Genomic DNA, 17,590 nt, shown 5'->3' with positions numbered 1-17,590 from the left:
CGTTATTCGATCGTAATGCCTTTGATCATCATATACCCAGAAGGGCTGGTCCAGAAGCCTTTGATGTTTTTGCTGACTGCAGCGACATGTTCAAGATTGCGGATCGGGACGATTGGTGCTTCTTGCTTTTCGATCTCCAACACCTTCGCATAAATTTGCTTGCGTTTTTCCGTATCCTGCTCACGGCGCCCCTCTTCAATCAGCTTGTCCACTTCTTTATTCACGTAGAATGTTGTGTTACCGCCTTTGCCCAAAGAGCTGGAATGGAACAGATTGTACTGGTTGTAGTCAGCGTCTCCAGTGGCATTGCCCCAGCCGCTGATGAACAGCTCTGTTTCACCGTTGTCTTCTGCATCCAAATAGGCTCCATACTCAAGCACTTTTACCTCTACTTCAATGCCGATTCCTTTTAACTGGGACTGAATGACTTCCGCAGCATTAATCCGTTCCTTGCGATCGCCTGTCCACAGGGTTGTCTTGAAGCCGTCTGGATAGCCTGCTTCTTTCAACAGGGCCTTCGCCTTGTTTGGATCGAACTCGTATCCTTTTAACGCCCCATCGTATCCAAGAACCTTCGGACTTACTGCGGAATTCGCTTTCGTTCCGACATCGTTGTACACACCTTTGATGATCGCATCGGTCTCAATCGCATAGTTGATCGCCTGACGAACACGGATGTCGTCAAACGGCTTCTTCTTGGTATTGAACCCGATGAAATCTGTCCCCAAGCCCTCTGTTCGGTACAAGCTCATATGAGGGGAATTACTGACGCGGTCAATTTCCGTTACCGGCAATGGTTCAGCGATGTGCGCCTCTCCCGTCTCTACCATGGCTACGCGGGTCGTGTCCTCCGGTACGACTTTGAAGACGGCCTTCTTGAATTTTACCTTCTCTCCCCAGTAATTGTCATTTTTTACAAGTACAATCTCTTGGCCAGGTGTCCACGATTCAAATACGAACGGTCCTGTACCGACGGGATGTTTGCTCAGGTCCTTGCCATATTGCTCTATTGCTTTTGGACTGATGATGCTGCCTTCGTGGTTGGCGAGGATCGACAGCAATGGGGAGTACGGGTAAGCTAACTTGAATTGCACGGTGTAATCATCCACTACTTTTATTTCCGAAAGCATCTTAAACTGAGACGCACGTGGAGAAGCGACTTTTTCATCGCGTACGCGTGCGAATGTTGCTTTCACCGCTTCGGCGTTAAATGGCGTACCATCGTGGAAGCTGACTCCCTGACGTAGCTTGAACTCCCAGGTGACATCGTCCAACTGCTTCCATTCCGTGGCTAGCATTGGTTTGAACGCCATGTTATCATCCCGCTGGACAAGACCTTCGTACACATTGTGATGGACCACACTCGCTGCATTGATCGCTGAAATAAAGTGCGGATCCAGATTGTTTGCGTCAGACTGCCTTGCAATCACCAGCGTCTGATCTGTTGCCGGAGCTTCCTTCGCAGTCGGAGTCCCTGCCGTACCTTGCTCTGTACCCGATGAACAGCCTGTAAGCACGAGGCCAACGCTCAGGATACCTACCAGCATTGAACCTAGCATCTTCTGTTTTTTCACTAGACTCGCCCCCATTTTATTCTTTCTGTGTATAATCAATCAGCATAGCTCGTTCCCAATGGGCGAAGCTATGCTGATCGTGAAGCACTTTTTTGCTGAAATTATGGCATGGTTACATCGTCGATCTCAATGTGTCCTGCTGGGCTGATCCAAACTCCTTCTACGCCTTTTTGAATCGCTGCGAGGTTTTCTGAGAAGCGATATGGTACCATTGCCGCTTCGTCCATTTCGATTTGCTGTGCTTTTTCGTAGATTTGCTTCCGTTTTTCTTCGTCTTTCTCTTTGCGACCCTCATCAATCAGCTTGTCCACTTCCGGATTGCTGTAGAAAGCATGGTTGCCAGCTGCCCCTTGCGACTTCGTGTGGAACAGATTGTATTGGTTGTAGTCTGCATCACCTGTGGCATTTCCCCAACCGCTGAGGAACAATTCTGTTTCGCCTTTGTTGGCTGCTTCAATATAAGCACCGAACTCTAGCACTTTGACTTCCAAATCGATATTGATTTGTTTCAGCTGTTGCTGAAGCACCTCTGCCAAGCTTACTCGTGCCTTGTTATCATTCAAGTAAATGGTTGCTTTGAAGCCGCTTCCGTATCCAGCTTCCGCCAACAGCTTTTTGGATTTTTCCAGATCGTAAGGCAAGTCTTTTACATTCGGGCTGTAACCAACCATGGACGGGGTAATGGAGGAATGGGCAACCGTCCCGACATCGTTGTAGACCCCTTGAAGGATGGTTTTCTTATCGATCGCATGTGCAATCGCTTGACGAACGCGTACATCATCGAATGGCTTCTTCGAGTTGTTAATCCCGATATGATCGCTAGCGAAAGCAGGGTAACGACCAAGTGTCATACTCGGAGAATTTTTCACCCGCTCGACTTCTGTCACTGGCAATTGCTCAGCTACATTCGCTTCTCCTGTCTCGACCATCGCGAGTCTGGTCGTATCCTCTGGAACGGTCTTGAAGACGACTTTGTCCAGCTTCGGTTTTTCGCCCCAATAGCTGTCGTTTTTCACCAGGACGACTTCTTGACCAGGTGTCCATGATTCGAATTTATAAGGCCCTGTTCCCGTTGGATGCTTGGTCAAATCTTTCCCATACTGTTCAATCGCTTTTGGTGATAAAATTCCCCCCTCTGCACTGGCGAGCACTGACAGGAGTGGTGCGTATGGATAGTGCAGGATGAATCGAACCGTAGTATCATCCACGACCTTTACTTCCTTAATGGCTTCAAACAAATTGGCGCGGTTAGACCCTACTGCCGGGTCTTGAACACGTGCAATCGTCTTTTTCACAGCTTCCGCATTGAATGGCGTGCCATCGTGGAATGTCACACCAGAGCGAAGCTTGAATTCCCATGTCACATCATCGAGCTGCTTCCATTCAGAAGCGAGTGAGCCTACATATTTGCTTTCTTTGTCCATCCGAACGAGACCCTCGTATACCTTGTGATGAATGATGGCGGCGGAATTGATTTGCGTTAGAAAATGTGGGTCAAGGTTGTTCGCATCAGACAAGCGGGCGATGACGAGTGTCCCGCCTTCTTTACCAGCTGGTGATGAAGCATTGGTTTGCCCTGAAGAATGGGAAGTCCCTGCTGCTCCAGGTGCTTGTGAGCAGCCTGCCAACGCTGTAGAAACCGCAACGGTCATGGCAAGCAGCGTCTGGAAAAAGCGCGTCTTTTTTTTCATGTAGTTATCCCCCTCTTTTGTGAAAAACGTCTCGTTGTTTTTCATCCATGTTGATGTGACCGCTTGCGGTCAAAAAAACGGTCGTGAACGCTTTTTGCGCCAGATGCACTTGAATATTTTGACCATTCGCGCATATCTCATTTTACCCACTATTCTGTCGCTTTATTTTCACTCTCTTTACTTGTATTTTTACTTTCTTTACTCTTTTTTTCACTTTTTCTACTTTTATGCGAATGATGCAATAAAAATAGACTTGGAGTATATGTTGCTGTAGTGGTGGGGAGGAAACAGGAGAAAACGCTCAGATTCTAGGGCCACCCCTTGGGGGATTGACTGCACGACTCCATGCAAAAAGCGAAACCGCGTCCAAAGTAGTCGATTCAGGAGGTTTTTCAGAGGTGGACGCTTAAGAGCGTGTTTCGCTTTTTGCATTCCGTCTCGGTCGGTGTCCCTAAGATCTTCGCTTATTTCTCCTGTTTCCTCTACGAGCTTTCCGTACTTAAACGGGTTTTTAAACAATTAAAGATTGAATAAGATCATCAGTTACGCCAGAGAAGAATATTTCCAGACGTAGCGACTTGTGGAGTCCTACCAAGCGGAGAAGGGATTTGCGGGCAAAAGAAACGCAACCGTGCCCGCGCGACGAAGCGGCTACCACTTTTGCGTTTCCCCGCAAATCCCTTCGGAGCGGACAGTCTTATCCCTCAGCAGGACGGAGCCTGGAGCCTAGACTGGAAATATTCTTCTCCCCACCGCAGCCACAATACTGGCTTCGCCAAGATTTTTGGTGAAGCCTTCGTACCCAAAGGGCAAAAGTCATCCATGTCGATATGAATTTTTATAAATTCTTATCTACTAAAAAAAGACCCTCTCCATTTGGTGGAGAAGGTCTCTAGCTCCTGCTATTGAATCGTGACTTGGCTCACATCAATGTACCCTGATGGACTGATGTACACACCTTGTACATTTTTTGCAATGGCTGCGAGGTTTTCACTGCTGCGGAATGGCAGCAACGGCACCTCCTCCATCTCGATTTGCTGCGCCTCTGCGTAGATTTCCTTGCGCTTCTCTGGATCTTTTTCCTTACGCCCCGCCTCGATCAGCGCATCGACTTTCGGATTATTGTAGAAGGAATGGTTGCCTGGCACACCTGCTGACGTGCTGTGGAAGAGGTTGTACTGGTTGTAATCGGCATCCCCGGTCGCATTGCCCCAGCCACTAATGAACATTTGCGCTTCCCCTTTTGCCGCCAATTCCAAATACGCGCCGAACTCCATCACTTGAATCTGCAAGTCGATGCCAATTCCCTTCAGCTGGGATTGCAGCACTTCTGCCACATTGATCCGTGCCTTGTTGTCATTGAGATAGATGGTTGCCTTGAATCCGTTGGCGTAGCCTGCTTCGGTGAGCAATTGCTTCGCTTTGTTCAAATCGTATTCTGGCGTTTTAATATTCGGGCTGTAGCCGATGACTTTTGGCCCTAATGACGAGATCGCTACTTTTCCGACATTGTTATAAACCCCTTTAATAATTGCTTCCTTATCAATCGCATGGGCGATGGCCTGACGAACCCGAACATCGTCAAAAGGCTTCTGCTTGACGTTCATCCCGATATGGTCAACCGCGAATGATTCGAACCGCCCCAAAGACATGCTCTGCGAGTTCTGTACCCTTTCCAGTTCAGTGACCGGTAGCTGTTCTGCGACATGAGCTTCCCCTGTCTCCACCATGGCTACACGTGTCGCATCCTCAGGAATGGTCTTGAAAACAACTTTTTCCAGCTTCGGCTTGTTTCCCCAATACTTCTCGTTTCTCACCAAGACGATTTCTTGTCCAGGTGTCCATGATTCAAAGATGAACGGCCCCGTCCCTACCGGTTTCTTGGACAACTCTTTGCCAAATTCCTTCATCGCCTTCGGACTAATGATGCCACCCTCGGCACTCGCCAGAACGGACAGGAGCCCTGCGAACGGATAATGTAAAATAATCTCTACTTTCAGTGGGTCAATGACCTTCACTTCTTTAATCATGCCAAACATGTTTGCTTTGGGAGTCGGATTGTCTTTGTCCAAAATTCGGTCGATCGTCTTTTTCACCGCTTCCGCATTAAAAGGCTCCCCATCGTGGAAGGTAACACCGTCACGCAGTGTGAACTCCCAGGTGACATCGTCTTTTTGTTTCCATTCTTTTGCCAAAAGAGGTTTGTACTCGCTATTCCGATCCATCATGACCAGACCTTCATAGAGCTTGTGCTGCGTCACTGCCATGGAGTTAATCTGGGTACTAAAATGCGGGTCCAGATTATTCGCATCGGACAGGCGGGCAATAATCAGGGTACCACCTCCACCCGTTGCGGCCGATGAAGACGCGGGGCTAGTCGAAGCTTGATTGGAGTTGGGCGCGGAATTCGTCCCACTGGATGTCTGACTGCCACCACAGCCTGCCAAGACTGTGGAAACCAAGACGGACAGGGCGAGAATGGATCGTAGCATGTGCTTCTTCTTCACTGTGAATGCCCCCTTATTCTGGATGATAGAATGAAAAGAATATGACATGACTAAATATTACTAATTTTCTCACTATTAATCTTTTCATTATCTTTACCTTTCTTTTCACTTTCTTTACTATGTCGTTTTTGAATGTTCAAAATAACTCTATTGAAGGTGCCTACATAGTGGAGGAGAAGAAAAAGCACAGTTCTCTTCGACTCTGACAGGCCCGCAAGGGGGATTCACTGGACGTCTCCACTTAAAAAAGGGGACCGTCGAGCCAAAGCCACCCTACGGGCGGACGTTTCTCGAGGAAGAAGTGTTCGACAAGCGTGGTCCCCTTTTTGAAGTTCCGACTGGGTAGGCTTTGTCAAGGTCTGAACTACTCCCCTAGAAATAGACAGTATTTAAAAAGAGCCTGTTGCAAATTAAGCAGCAATGAGATGATTTCTGGTTTCATCAGGAGTCATCTTTTTTAATGTCCACTGATAACGCTCTGAATTGTAATAGGTTACATATTCGTTGACGCGTTGACGCAACTCTTGAAGTGAAACACAGTCCTTATATTCGAGTTCGTCTTTCATATGACCGAAGAACGATTCCATTGAAGCGTTGTCCCAGCAGTTACCTTTGCGAGACATCGACTGCTTAAAACCAGCCTCAGCAATAAGGCGCCTCGTTGTAAGATGAGTGTAGTGCATTCCTTGATCCGAATGAAAAATAGCATCAGGATGGACGTTACCGTCCAATCGTTTGATTAATAAGTCTAGTGTCCGTTTCACTAGTGATAACTCCAATGTCGAAGACAGATAGTGTGCCAAAATCTGTTTGGTCGCCCCATCTTTTACGCAAGACAAATATGCCCATTGACCAGTACCATAGCGCAAATAAGTAATGTCAGTAAGTAGAACCTTCTCGGGTATACCTTGATCAAACTGACGTTTAAGTAGGTTTGGGCATGTGCGGTGTTCCTGAGTAGCCTTGGCCATTTTTCGATACGGATTCGCTTTCCGAATAAGAGTGACTAGCTTAAACTTTTGCATAAGACGACGAATCTTTTTATGATTCATCACGACACCGTTCATTCGCTCCAATCTCATTTTAATGACCAGCACTCCTGCTCTCCCTTTTCGAGTTTCGAAATGCTCCTTGATGAGCAGGAAGTCTCGTTCGTCGGCTTCTTCTCGAATTTGTCGCTGTTCCTCAGCACTACACCAGCGATAATAGCCACTTGAGCTCACTTCAGCAATCTGGCATAGATAACGGGTTACACGCTTCAAGCCATGTTTACGAAGAACTATGCTAATAAGCTGAAAGCGCTCGGGAGACGATAACGTCTTATTGGTTTGTCTTTCGAGCGCTTCTAGCTTTTTTAAAAGTTCGTTCTCTGCTTCCAGAAGCCTAATTCGTGCTTCAGCACGTCTCAGTTTTTCTTTTGCTGATAATTCTCCCTCTGACTTTCTACCGGTGCTCCCCTTGCCTCTGCGCTCCTCAATTAATCCAGCTTCACCAAAAGTCGTACATACTTTTCTCCATCGATGTAAGCATTTTTTTGGTGTATGACGACCCATTATTTCTAAGGGGAAACCTGCCTGAAGAAATATCTCAATCGGCGTTTGTCCCTCTCGATATGCCTGTACAGCGGTAAATTTGAACATAGGAGAATACGTGATGTTTTTCCCTGTTACTCGAAGTACATTTTGATTTTTTTCTAACATATGTATCTCATGTTCCGTAAAACTTATTCTGTTTTTACTCATCTAACATATCCCCACTCATTTCTCGTTAATGATGATTAAAACACAAAAAACCGTTAGACGGTCACTTTTTTCAAAGTGTCCATCTAACGGGTAGTAGTTCAGGTCTGCGAGCCCTGTGCTTTTTCTTCTCACTAGCTTTAGCGTTTATCGATAGCTACTAAATCTTAGAAAAAAAAACATCCCTCAAAAAAGGGATGGCCATGCAAAAGATTTCAAAATATGCCATTTACAGTTCAACATCTTTATCCCACCGTCTTTCCAGATCCCTCACGGTCGAACTTTTCTCGACATCCTGTTCATTCTTGTAAGTTCCCAGCATGACGTCAAAAACAGGGCTGGTAACACCGTACCAATAATGTTCATTTTTGAAGTGATGCCATAGATGGAGCTTTTTCATCCAGCGCCCCCATGGAGACATGGGTTGAACCGGGCGGTGGGCGATATAATGCGTCCATTCATAAAATAGCAGAAAACCGATCACGCCTGTAACAAAGGCATTGGTCACAATTACGTCAGAAGTGAGCAGATAACAAATGGCTCCGGTTCCTGCAATGAGCGGCAAGCTGTACCACACGGGCAAGAACAACAGGTGCAAGTTGTTGGGATCGGCGTGATGATCATAATGGAGGCGCTTTAACAAATGGAGCAAAAATGGATTTCGAGGCGGTTTGAGATGAAAGAGAAATCGGTGAATCAAGTATTCGCTTGCCGCATATCCAATCATCCCCGCCACGAGTGCCACCCATGTTTTCCACATGTACCATTCAGAAAGAGTGAAAGACAAACTAATTAGGAATAGAATGCTCATGATGAGGATATCCGGAAACGTAAAGAATTCCTTCAGAAACTTTGCCTTCATCAGAACGCCCTCCTCTTGTATTCCTTCACTTGTCTAGTTCCAACACGGTTCGGGTTCTCCACAGCTCCAAACTTTTTTCCATTGCCTTTCTGGCTACACGCTCTGCTTCGATGTAATCTCCTTGTAAAGCGACGTTCAAAAGTTCATGGTAGTAGTGCCAAGATGCCTCGCGGTGTTCCGGGATGGAAAAATACTTTCGCGCCATTTTTAGATAAAAGGAATCAAAACTGTTTACAATCAGTAAATAGACAGGATTTGGGGAAAGCCTCGTCAGATTTTTCTGCAGCTCCCAGTCAAAGGCTGCATAAGAATCAGCATCAGGTTTCAGTTGATCGAGATTGGCAAGCAATGCGACCACCTTCGGCTGATGAGCAGCAACCGCGTTACGAATGTAAACAGGCGCCAACGATATCCGCAGTTCCAGCAAGTACGAAATAAACTCATCCGTAACATCTTCGTGGTTTTGAATGATATGGACAAGGGTCATTATATTGCCTTGATGCCAATAATCATTAACAATTGCCGGATGTCCTTTCCGCACAGTGATCCAGCCATCTCTTTCCAAGCGTTGCAGTGCTTCTCTAACGGTTGGCCTGCCTACCCCGTAGTACGCTGCCAACTCCCGTTCCGGCCGCAGCGTACTTCCTGCAGGATACTCTCGGGTCAAAATTGCTTTGATTAATTTTTTCTCAATTTGATCCGACGACCGTTCTTTCTTTCCCCCTTTTTTCTCCATTGTCATGATCGCCTCCCTGCGTTGCTGGTCCTATAACAAATATTTGTGGTATTACCACAAAAGGTAATATTTTACACAACCCCCTGTCAAGAGGTGAAATACTTGGACTTACCAGTACCCACGCGAAATTTAGTGTCCCTTCTCCAGCATAAAAAAGGCATAGCCCTCTCCCGAAAAAGAGAAGGCTATGCCTCTTATGCTGCTGGCGTGACTATTCTGTCACTTTTACCGACCAGCCAAACTTGTCTTCACGCTCACCGTACTGGATTCCTGTCATCTCGTCGTACAGTTTCATCGTCAATTCCCCTGTTTTTTCACCGTTAATGATCATCTGATGTCCGTTCCAGTTCAGATCACCGACCGGGGAAATAACAGCAGCTGTTCCGGTGCCGAATGCTTCTTCCAGCTCACCATTGACGTAAGCGGTATGCAGGTCTTCCATGGAAATCCGCTTCTCTACGACTGGAATTCCCCAGTCCTTGAGCAATTGGATGGTCGAATCTCTCGTGATCCCCTCCAGGATGCTACCGTTTAATGCTGGGGTCCACACTTCCCCTTTTACCTTGAAGAACACGTTCATGCTGCCTACTTCTTCAATATATTTGTTCTCTACACCATCAAGCCATAGCACTTGCTCATAGCCTTTTTCTTTTGCTTCCACTTGTGCTTTCAGACCGCCTGCGTAGTTACCTGCCACTTTTGCGTTTCCTGTTCCGCCTCTTACCGCACGAACGTAGTTGTTTTCTACGTAAATTTTCACGGGCTTCATGCCACCCGCATAGTACGCTCCAACTGGAGAAAGAACGATCACCAATTTGTACGTATGCGAAGCGCGCACACCAAAGCATGGCTCTGTCGCGATTACGAAGGGACGAATGTAGAGAGACTGTCCGCTTTCTGTTGGAATCCATTCTTTATCTACTGCCACCAGCTGTTTTAATGCCTCGACCATGAATTCCTCGTCGATCAGCGGCATGCTCATACGCTCCAATGAACGGTTCATACGCTTGAAGTTTTGATCAGGACGGAACAAGCGAACCTTGCCCTCTTGATTGCGATAAGCTTTCAAGCCCTCAAAGACAGCTTGTCCGTAATGGAACACCATTGCTGCCGGGTCCAATGTCAGCGGAGAGTAAGGGACAATTTGTGGATCATGCCATCCTTTACCTTCAGTATAATCCATGGTGAACATATGATCGGTAAAATGCACACCGAATCCCAGCTTGTCAGAAGCTGGTTTCTCCTTTTTCTGTTCTGTCCGGGTAATTGTTAACTGACACTCCATCTTCTACATCTCCCTTAGTATGAAAACCACGATTTGAAACTTGCTATATATACAAAATAGCAACAATTTTGCATGATTTCCAGCGTAAGTTTGTCCTACCCCTACAATTTCTGGTTATTTAGCGAAAACTTCGCAAAAATTTCGTGATATTTTTTTCTTCGCAGGCAGGATGAAAGGAATAGGTATCCCGAAAAGAATGGATAGTGACAGAATGAGGAGGGATATGTATGACCACGCACCTTCGCTTGCACGGAAAAATTGCCATAGTAACAGGAGCCAGCCGCCTTCAAGGGATTGGGGCTGCTATTTGTAAAATGCTTGCCTCCCACGGTGTCGATATTTTCCATACATATTGGACTGCCTACGACCAATCCATGGCCTATAGGATGCAAAAGGATGAACCCGCCATCTTGCAGGAAGAGATCAGACGCTACGGAGTCAGATGCGCCGGGATCGAGATTGACCTGTCACAGCCTGATGCCTACAAGGAGGTGCTCGACGCAGCTACAGCACAATTGGGCGCTCCAAGCATTCTCGTCAACAACGCTTGCCATTCAACAAATGACGGCTTCGAAGCGCTGGATATCGCCAGTTTGGATGCACATTATGCCATCAATGTGCGGGCAACCACAATGCTCAGTGTGGAATTTGCACGTCGCTTCTCCCAACAACGCGGAGGCCGAATCATCAACATGACATCTGGTCAGTCCAAAGGCCCGATGGTCGGCGAGATCGCGTATGCGGCAACAAAAGGAGCCGTGGATGCCCTGACGACGACACTGGCTGCCGAAGTAGCCACGAGAGGGATTACGGTCAACGCTGTAAATCCAGGCCCCACCGATACAGGCTGGATGAACGACGAAATCAAGCATTACCTTTTGCAGCAATCTCCATCCGGACGGATCGGACAGCCCGAGGATGCAGCGCGTCTTGTCGCTTTTACTGGCAAGTGACGAAGCGGAGTGGATTACGGGACAAATCATGCATTCCGAAGGCGGGTTCATCCGGTAAGTGAAAAAGCACAATCCGCCGTTTCTAGCAGATTGTGCTTCTTCTAATTATTCAAGCTATGGTTTGCTCACGATTGGAAAAGATGGCTTGAACAACTCTTTTTCGCCTAGCTGTTGATAGTCGCGCTCGACGTAGCCTAGACGCATTTTGTCAAAGTAACGCTGTCCTTTCGCTCTGATCTCTTCCAGATCAACTCCTGGCAGGAGGCGGTCTTTCATCACGGTGCGCCCAGCGATGATGGAGAGCTTCACATCACGGCCTGAGCCACACGTGATGATCGTACGGATTGGATCATCAACCGCACCCATGTGGAAACCGTCCAGATCGATGGCAATGATATCTGCTTTTGCCCCCGGTGCCAATCGTCCCAAATCATCTCTGCCAAGGAAACGTGCACCGCCCAATGTCGCTGCGCGGTAAATGTCTGCGTAGCTGGAATCCGCGACATCGCCTTCCACTAAACGGGACAGCATGCTGGCTGTGCGAATGTTTTGGATGAAGTCAGGCGGGAACGTATCGGTTCCAATCGCGATGTTGACGCCGCGACGCTTGTAACGAGCAAATGATTCGAGTGCCTCACCGTGGCGGCCTACTACGAGCGGGCAGTGAATCACAGTCGTACCTGTCTCTTGCAGGATCGCCAAATCGTCTCCCTCACCGAATTTCGCTTTACTAAAGCCTGGAATGAAATGTGCGTGGGGAATTGCTGTTTTCTTTCCGAGGAAGCCGATCTCATTCAGGAACTGAATCGGTGATTTGTTGTGACGACGATGGATTTCCGTGTATTCATAGAGACTTTGTGCAGCGTGCAGACGGATCGGACATCCGAGCTCATCGCTGTAGCGCTTTGTGTTGATCAGGTTCTCTACAGACTGTGACTCGATTCGCTCTGGTGCCAGCATTCCTCGGATGAGTCCGTCGTGAGCCCCATCGAAATCTTTGACAAATTGGACAGCCCGCTCCAGCCCTGCTTGTCCCTCCGCTTCGTTCCACAGTACTTCGATCTCTCCGTTTGCCTTCACGACACGCATGCCGGACTGATAGCTTGGCCCCATGTACATACGCAATCCCAAGCGTCCTGCATGATCGGCTGCGGCTGCCAGCTCCTCATACGTTTCCGCCCAGCGCTTATAGAATACGGATGTAATCGGCATCGCTGTCGTTACTCCATTTAGAATCAATTGACTATAGGCGTAAAGGGATTTGAATGCCTCTTCCTCAGGCGTCATTACCTCATGGTAGCCTTTACGGTAGTAGTCTTCCGACCAGAGCATGTTTTTGTTTCGAGCAGAGGCTTGCTCCAAATGTACGATGTCGTGATCAATATCACCCAACGCATTCAGGTCAATGAAGCCTGGACTGACTACTGCATTGCCCGCATCGATCACTTCATCTACCTCGCCATCAAAATGATGCCCCACATACAAAATGGTGTCATTCTCGTAAACGACTTCCCCATCTTTGATAATCACATGATCTTCGCCGTCAAAACCGATGACATATTTTGCGGTTATTTTCTTTTTCATGATGATCCTCCCTACTCTTTCTCGTTCCGGCCTTTCCACTCCGTTGTATCTTTCGTTATTATAGGAAATATTCTGTAAAATTTGTTTCAAAACCTTTACGTGTATTTGCACAATCTTTACTCCTTTTCGAAAACAGGCAAGATTCCATACAATACGTAAAGATCATGCAAAAACTAGTAAAAAAGATGAACAACCTTGTTCGAAATATTCACTACAATTAATAAAGACAGCTAGACTGGACTCTCATCCACTACTTGCAAGATAGAGAAAGGGCTGATTTCTAGTGATACAAGCTTTTTGGTTAACCAACGTCCGTCTCGATAAAGGATTTGAAACAGGAGACGACGGCGTCTTTCACACAATCTCGGAGATCTGTCATTTGAAGATCGAAGACGGCAAAATCGCAGAGATCGTAACCGCGAACGAACCACTCGACACCCCTTTACCGCAAGAAGATGCAAAAGGTTTATTGGCCCTCCCCTCTTTTGTTGAAAAGCATAATCATCTGGATAAAACGTATGCAGGCGCAACCTGGAAATCCTGCCTCCCTCCGAAAAAACTGATCGATCGCTTGGAGTTCGAAGCAAAAGAAATGCCGCTGATAACGGGGACGACCAAAGAACGCGCACAAGCGATGCTCCAGCTCCATATCAAAGGCGGTGCCACACATGTCCGCACACACGTGAACATCGATCCATACATCGGGCTGAAAAACCTGGAGGGTGTGCGTGCAGCACTGGAAGAGTACAGCGATCGTCTGACGTATGAAATCGTTGCTTTCCCGCAGCAGGGGCTCCTGCGCACACAAGCAAGCTCCTTGATGAGACAAGCGATGAAGGAAGGCGCTACACTGGTTGGAGGTTTGGACCCGGCTGGGATTGATAATGAATTGGAAGGCTCCTTGCGTGAGATGATGGACATTGCGGTGGAAGCAGATGCGGATGTCGATATTCACCTGCATGATCCGGGGACACTCGGCTTTTATACGATCAAAAGACTGCTTGATCTAACCGAGGAAGCTGGCTGGCAGAACCGGATGGCAATCAGTCATGCCTTTGCCCTCGGAGATGTGTCGATGGAGGAGTGCTCCGACATGGCAGATCGATTGTTCCAGCTAGGAACGATGATCATGACAACCGTTCCGATTAATCGGGCAATGCCACCTGTCCCGATGCTTCATGCCAAAGGCGTACAAGTCGCACTTGGTTATGATGGGTTCTACGATTCGTGGTCGCCATATGGTACAGGCGATATGCTGGATAAGCTAAACCGTCTGGTTGAACGTTACCGTTGGGTCGATGAGAAATCATTGGTGCAATCGTTGTACTTCATCACCGGAGGAAAAACAACGCTCGATAAAGATGGCAACCGTGCATGGCCAAAGGTTGGTGACGAGGCGAGCATCGTGTTTGCAGAAAGCTCCTGCTCTGCGGAAGCGATTGCGAGAAAATCTCGTCGGGCTGCTGTTATGTTTAAAGGGAAAATTGTGCATGGTGCTTTGGAGAGAACGGAAGAAACAAAGTAGCCAGATAGACCACGGAGGCATCGCTGATTTTTCAGGGAAGCCTTTTTTCTTTGGGTTTAAATCCAGCCTTTGGTGGTGGGGAGAAAAAAGAAGAAAACGCTCAAGTTCTTGGGCTACCTGCTAGGGGTTATCCCTGCCCAGCTCCATGGAAAAAAAGAAACCCGCGTCCAAAGTCGCGCCTCTGCGAAGTAATTCAGAGGTGGACGCTAAAGGCAGGTTTCTTTTTTTCCATTGCGCTTCGGTTGGTATCCCAAAGACTTTCGCTTATTTCTTCTTTTTTCTCTTACCAGCTTGGGTGTTTGTTCGCGACTAAAAGCTTGAGCTATTGAACCCGTCATTTTGTAACCAAGCCATTTTTAAAAGCTTCACACCAAGCTGGATTTCATCAGTTGATAAATTACTGAACCCAAGTCTGACGATTGGGTGATCCGTTTTGTTTTTAATGAAGAAGAGTGAAGTCGGATAGACTTTAACTCCCTGAAGGGAAGCCTGTTGAATGAGCCATTCTTCTGAACGCTCCAGGTGTACTTTGACTAAAACGTACAGACCAGACTGCTCCCCGATGATTGAAATATGGTGTTTGAAATGCTTCCTTAATTCATAGACGAAGTGCTGCATTTTTCGTTTATAAACAAGACGCATGCGTTTAATATGGCGATTCCATTCCCCTTCTTCCATAAATTTCGCCATGGCGAATTGGCTAAGGAGTGAAGTGGTGCTCTCGAAATGTGCGAATTGATTTTTATAACAGTTGATCAGTGGCTGTGGCAATACCATATAACTTAAACGAATTCCTGGCAGAAAGCACTTCGAGAAGTTTCCGAGATAAATAACCCTCGTTGAATCGATGGAAGCGAGAGCCGGAAATGGCTGTTGGGTATAGCGATATTCACTATCATAATCGTCTTCGATAATATAGCCTTGCCTATTTTTTGCCCAATGGATGAGCGCATGCCTTTGCTGAATGGGCATACTTACCCCATATGGACTGTGATGGGACGGCGCTACATAAATCAATCGTGATTTCATTTGTTCCAGATGTGAAAAATCAGCACCTGTCTCATAAACGGGTAACGTTTCCAGTGTAAAACGATTTAATTGAAAAGCTTTCCTAGCACCATCATAACCAGGGTCCTCCACAATCACGCTAGAAAAATCATGTTTCAGGACAAGACCGAGATACACCAGCATTTGTTGGGTACTACTGCCGATAATGATGGCATCTGGTTCTGTTCTCACCCCACGAGACTGGAGTAAATAGGCTGCAATCTGCTCACGCAGGCCCCATTCACCAAAAGGTTCTCCGTACCGAAAGCTGTCCTTTTCCATCAATACCTGATTCGAAATCCTCCGCCACGTTTTTAAAGGGAAATGCGATTGATCGACAACGTCTGCGCGAAAATCAATGCGAACAGAGGGTACCGGCTCTGCTTGCTTGTGAGTAGAAAAGCGACGAGCCTCATGAAATAAAACGGGCTCTAACTCATTGACAATATAACCTTTGCGGCCTTCTCCACGAATATACCCTTCCGCAACAAGCTGCTCATACGCCATTAATGTTGTATTACGGCTTACATGTAAGGAATCTGCGAGTTGACGAATGGAGGGCAATGGCTCATCCGCCTTTATGTCGCCTTGTTCAATAAATGATTTAAATTTCTCATAGATTTGTTTGTATTTAGGAGAGCTATCCTTGAATGTAAAAATGGTATTTTTCATTTGCCCCCTCCTGACATGTATATTTGTTTGTTATTGTATCTTTTTTTATGTCAGTTTGTATCATAAGCTTGGTTCAAATACAAGTTGAAAGGATGGTTCCTATGTACATTCCTAAGCTATATCGTATGGAACATGGTGAGGCCGTTCAAATGATGAAGGCTAACCCGTTTGCCCTATTGATTACGGTTGATGAACATCGCCCGTTGGCTACACATATCCCGTTGGAAATTCGTGAAGAGGAAGGGAAAATCTATGCGACTGGGCACATCGCATACGGAAACATGCAGAAAAAAACGTTGGATAACAATCAGGATGTTTTGCTGATTTTTCAAGGACCGCACGCTTATATTTCGTCAAGCTGGTATGAGAGTGAACAGGTTCCCACATGGGACTATCTCGCTGTACATGCGTATGGGACAGCGCGTATCCTCACGAAGGAGGAACTCAAGTCGGCTTTGGATACGATGCTGACACACTATGAATCTCACCGAGAAAATGGTCGGCTCTGGGAGACATTTGATCCTGAATTGCTTGAGAGAGAAATGAAAGGAATCGTTGGTTTTGAAATTGAAATCACCTCTATCCAAGGGGCAGCCAAAATGAGCCAAAATCGCAACAACACCGATTATCAATCAATTGTGACAGAGCTTGAAAAATCAAAGGATCAAGAGGAAATTCAGGTTGCTCAGTGGATGCGTGAGCAACGAAAAGAGTTATTTAAGTGATCAGCCTATAGATACAACAAGGAGTTGCTTCTTATGGAGTTTTCAACTATTTGGCTATTTGTCGTTGCCGCTTCTACATTGTTAATCATACCTGGACCAGCTGTGCTCTATATTATGGCAAGAAGTATTGATCAAGGAAAGAAAGCAGGTCTAGTATCAGTTCTAGGAGTGTCTCTTGGTGGTTCTGTTCACGTTTTAGCTGGAGCAATCGGAGTTTCTGCGATCCTTATGACATCAGCAACAGCCTTCCATATCGTGAAATACTTGGGCGCTGTTTACCTTATCTATTTGGGGTGCAAGACATTATTTTCAAAATCTGATAGCACAGCTTCCGAAATTCCAAAAGCCCCTCGCAAAAAATTACGAAAGATTTTTTTAGAATCAGCGCTTGTGGAGGTAATGAACCCCAAGACAGCACTCTTCTTTTTAGCCTTCTTTCCGCAATTTATCGCACCTACTGCCGGGTCAGTCACCGTTCAATTTTTGCTGTTAGGAACGATATTTATTATCCTCGCTTTTATTAGCGATGGTCTGTATGCCGTTCTCGCAGCAAGTATGAGAAAGCGGATTGTGGGTAGTACAGCGAGTTCAAAGGTAATGAATCGGATCACTGGTTATTTCTATATAGCTCTGGGGATTTTCTCCGCCTTTGCGAGCCCCTCCAAAACATAATCAACGAAATGAAACGGA

12 protein-coding genes and 1 pseudogene are annotated in these 17,590 nt (G+C 46.7%); 4 read left to right on the top strand and 9 right to left on the bottom strand.

Going from position 1 to position 17,590, the window contains the following annotated elements; all coding sequences use genetic code 11:
• Window positions 1-2: 2 nt before the first annotated feature.
• From ACUUHJ_RS08750 to ACUUHJ_RS08720, 7 genes are all read right to left on the bottom strand, one after another.
• Window positions 3-1,574: a glutathione ABC transporter substrate-binding protein gene (locus ACUUHJ_RS08750; RefSeq protein ID WP_472298702.1), complete on the bottom strand. Its 1,572-nt coding sequence runs from the start codon at window positions 1,572-1,574 to the stop codon at window positions 3-5.
• Window positions 1,575-1,675: 101 nt separating this feature from the next.
• Window positions 1,676-3,265: a glutathione ABC transporter substrate-binding protein gene (locus tag ACUUHJ_RS08745; protein WP_472298701.1), complete on the bottom strand. Its 1,590-nt coding sequence runs from the start codon at window positions 3,263-3,265 to the stop codon at window positions 1,676-1,678.
• A gap of 902 nt (window positions 3,266-4,167) precedes the next feature.
• Window positions 4,168-5,772 carry a glutathione ABC transporter substrate-binding protein gene (locus tag ACUUHJ_RS08740; protein ID WP_289676921.1) on the bottom strand — a complete coding sequence of 535 codons (1,605 nt, stop codon included), beginning with the start codon at window positions 5,770-5,772 and terminating at the stop codon, window positions 4,168-4,170.
• A gap of 410 nt (window positions 5,773-6,182) precedes the next feature.
• Window positions 6,183-7,472, bottom strand: a complete 1,290-nt coding sequence (locus tag ACUUHJ_RS08735) for an IS3 family transposase (RefSeq protein WP_289673973.1) — start codon at window positions 7,470-7,472, stop codon at window positions 6,183-6,185.
• Between the two features lie 268 nt (window positions 7,473-7,740).
• Window positions 7,741-8,373, bottom strand: coding sequence for a sterol desaturase family protein (locus ACUUHJ_RS08730; RefSeq protein ID WP_472298700.1), 633 nt, complete (start codon window positions 8,371-8,373; stop codon window positions 7,741-7,743).
• A gap of 25 nt (window positions 8,374-8,398) precedes the next feature.
• Window positions 8,399-9,115 (bottom strand): GntR family transcriptional regulator, encoded by a 717-nt coding sequence (locus ACUUHJ_RS08725; protein WP_289676918.1) that lies wholly within the window; start codon window positions 9,113-9,115, stop codon window positions 8,399-8,401.
• A gap of 205 nt (window positions 9,116-9,320) precedes the next feature.
• Window positions 9,321-10,394, bottom strand: a complete 1,074-nt coding sequence (locus ACUUHJ_RS08720; protein WP_289676917.1) for a branched-chain amino acid aminotransferase — start codon at window positions 10,392-10,394, stop codon at window positions 9,321-9,323.
• Window positions 10,395-10,621: 227 nt separating this feature from the next.
• On the opposite strand from ACUUHJ_RS08720, the pseudogene ACUUHJ_RS08715 reads away from it, so the two are divergent.
• Window positions 10,622-11,405: pseudogene (locus ACUUHJ_RS08715) on the top strand (SDR family oxidoreductase).
• Window positions 11,406-11,461: 56 nt separating this feature from the next.
• On the opposite strand, the gene ACUUHJ_RS08710 reads toward ACUUHJ_RS08715, so the two are convergent.
• The gene (locus ACUUHJ_RS08710) at window positions 11,462-12,931 is read right to left on the bottom strand and encodes an amidohydrolase family protein (protein ID WP_289676915.1); all 1,470 of its coding nucleotides are present in this window, start codon (window positions 12,929-12,931) and stop codon (window positions 11,462-11,464) included.
• Between the two features lie 283 nt (window positions 12,932-13,214).
• Here ACUUHJ_RS08710 and ACUUHJ_RS08705 point away from each other — a divergent pair, with 283 nt between their 5' ends.
• Window positions 13,215-14,456 (top strand): amidohydrolase family protein, encoded by a 1,242-nt coding sequence (locus ACUUHJ_RS08705; RefSeq protein WP_472298699.1) that lies wholly within the window; start codon window positions 13,215-13,217, stop codon window positions 14,454-14,456.
• Between the two features lie 309 nt (window positions 14,457-14,765).
• Here ACUUHJ_RS08705 and pdxR read toward each other — a convergent pair whose 3' ends face one another.
• The gene (gene pdxR, locus ACUUHJ_RS08700; protein ID WP_472298698.1) at window positions 14,766-16,175 is read right to left on the bottom strand and encodes a MocR-like pyridoxine biosynthesis transcription factor PdxR; all 1,410 of its coding nucleotides are present in this window, start codon (window positions 16,173-16,175) and stop codon (window positions 14,766-14,768) included.
• Between the two features lie 101 nt (window positions 16,176-16,276).
• Between pdxR and ACUUHJ_RS08695 the strand changes: the two genes are divergently transcribed.
• A complete protein-coding gene (locus ACUUHJ_RS08695; protein ID WP_472298697.1) occupies window positions 16,277-16,900 on the top strand; it encodes an FMN-binding negative transcriptional regulator in 624 nt (207 codons plus the stop codon).
• Window positions 16,901-16,933: 33 nt separating this feature from the next.
• Entirely contained in the window at window positions 16,934-17,572 is a 639-nt protein-coding gene (locus tag ACUUHJ_RS08690) for a LysE family translocator (protein ID WP_472298696.1), read from the top strand.
• Window positions 17,573-17,590: the final 18 nt, after the last annotated feature.

It is taken from the genome of Brevibacillus schisleri (assembly GCF_055685845.1).
The sequence above is the reverse complement of the archived record's forward strand: the minus strand, read 5'-3'. Positions and strand labels throughout refer to the sequence as shown.

Excerpts from the sequence above, each read along its gene's own strand:
- ACUUHJ_RS08745 (WP_472298701.1), bottom strand. The coding sequence starts at position 3,265 with ATGAAAAAAAAGACGCGCTTTTTCCAGACGCTGCTTGCCATGACCGTT.
- ACUUHJ_RS08735 (WP_289673973.1), bottom strand. The coding sequence starts at position 7,472 with ATGTTAGAAAAAAATCAAAATGTACTTCGAGTAACAGGGAAAAACATC.
- ACUUHJ_RS08730 (WP_472298700.1), bottom strand. The coding sequence starts at position 8,373 with ATGAAGGCAAAGTTTCTGAAGGAATTCTTTACGTTTCCGGATATCCTC.
- ACUUHJ_RS08725 (WP_289676918.1), bottom strand. The coding sequence starts at position 9,115 with ATGACAATGGAGAAAAAAGGGGGAAAGAAAGAACGGTCGTCGGATCAA.
- ACUUHJ_RS08720 (WP_289676917.1), bottom strand. The coding sequence starts at position 10,394 with ATGGAGTGTCAGTTAACAATTACCCGGACAGAACAGAAAAAGGAGAAA.
- ACUUHJ_RS08710 (WP_289676915.1), bottom strand. The coding sequence starts at position 12,931 with ATGAAAAAGAAAATAACCGCAAAATATGTCATCGGTTTTGACGGCGAA.
- pdxR (WP_472298698.1), bottom strand. The coding sequence starts at position 16,175 with ATGAAAAATACCATTTTTACATTCAAGGATAGCTCTCCTAAATACAAA.
- ACUUHJ_RS08695 (WP_472298697.1), top strand. The coding sequence starts at position 16,277 with ATGTACATTCCTAAGCTATATCGTATGGAACATGGTGAGGCCGTTCAA.
- ACUUHJ_RS08690 (WP_472298696.1), top strand. The coding sequence starts at position 16,934 with ATGGAGTTTTCAACTATTTGGCTATTTGTCGTTGCCGCTTCTACATTG.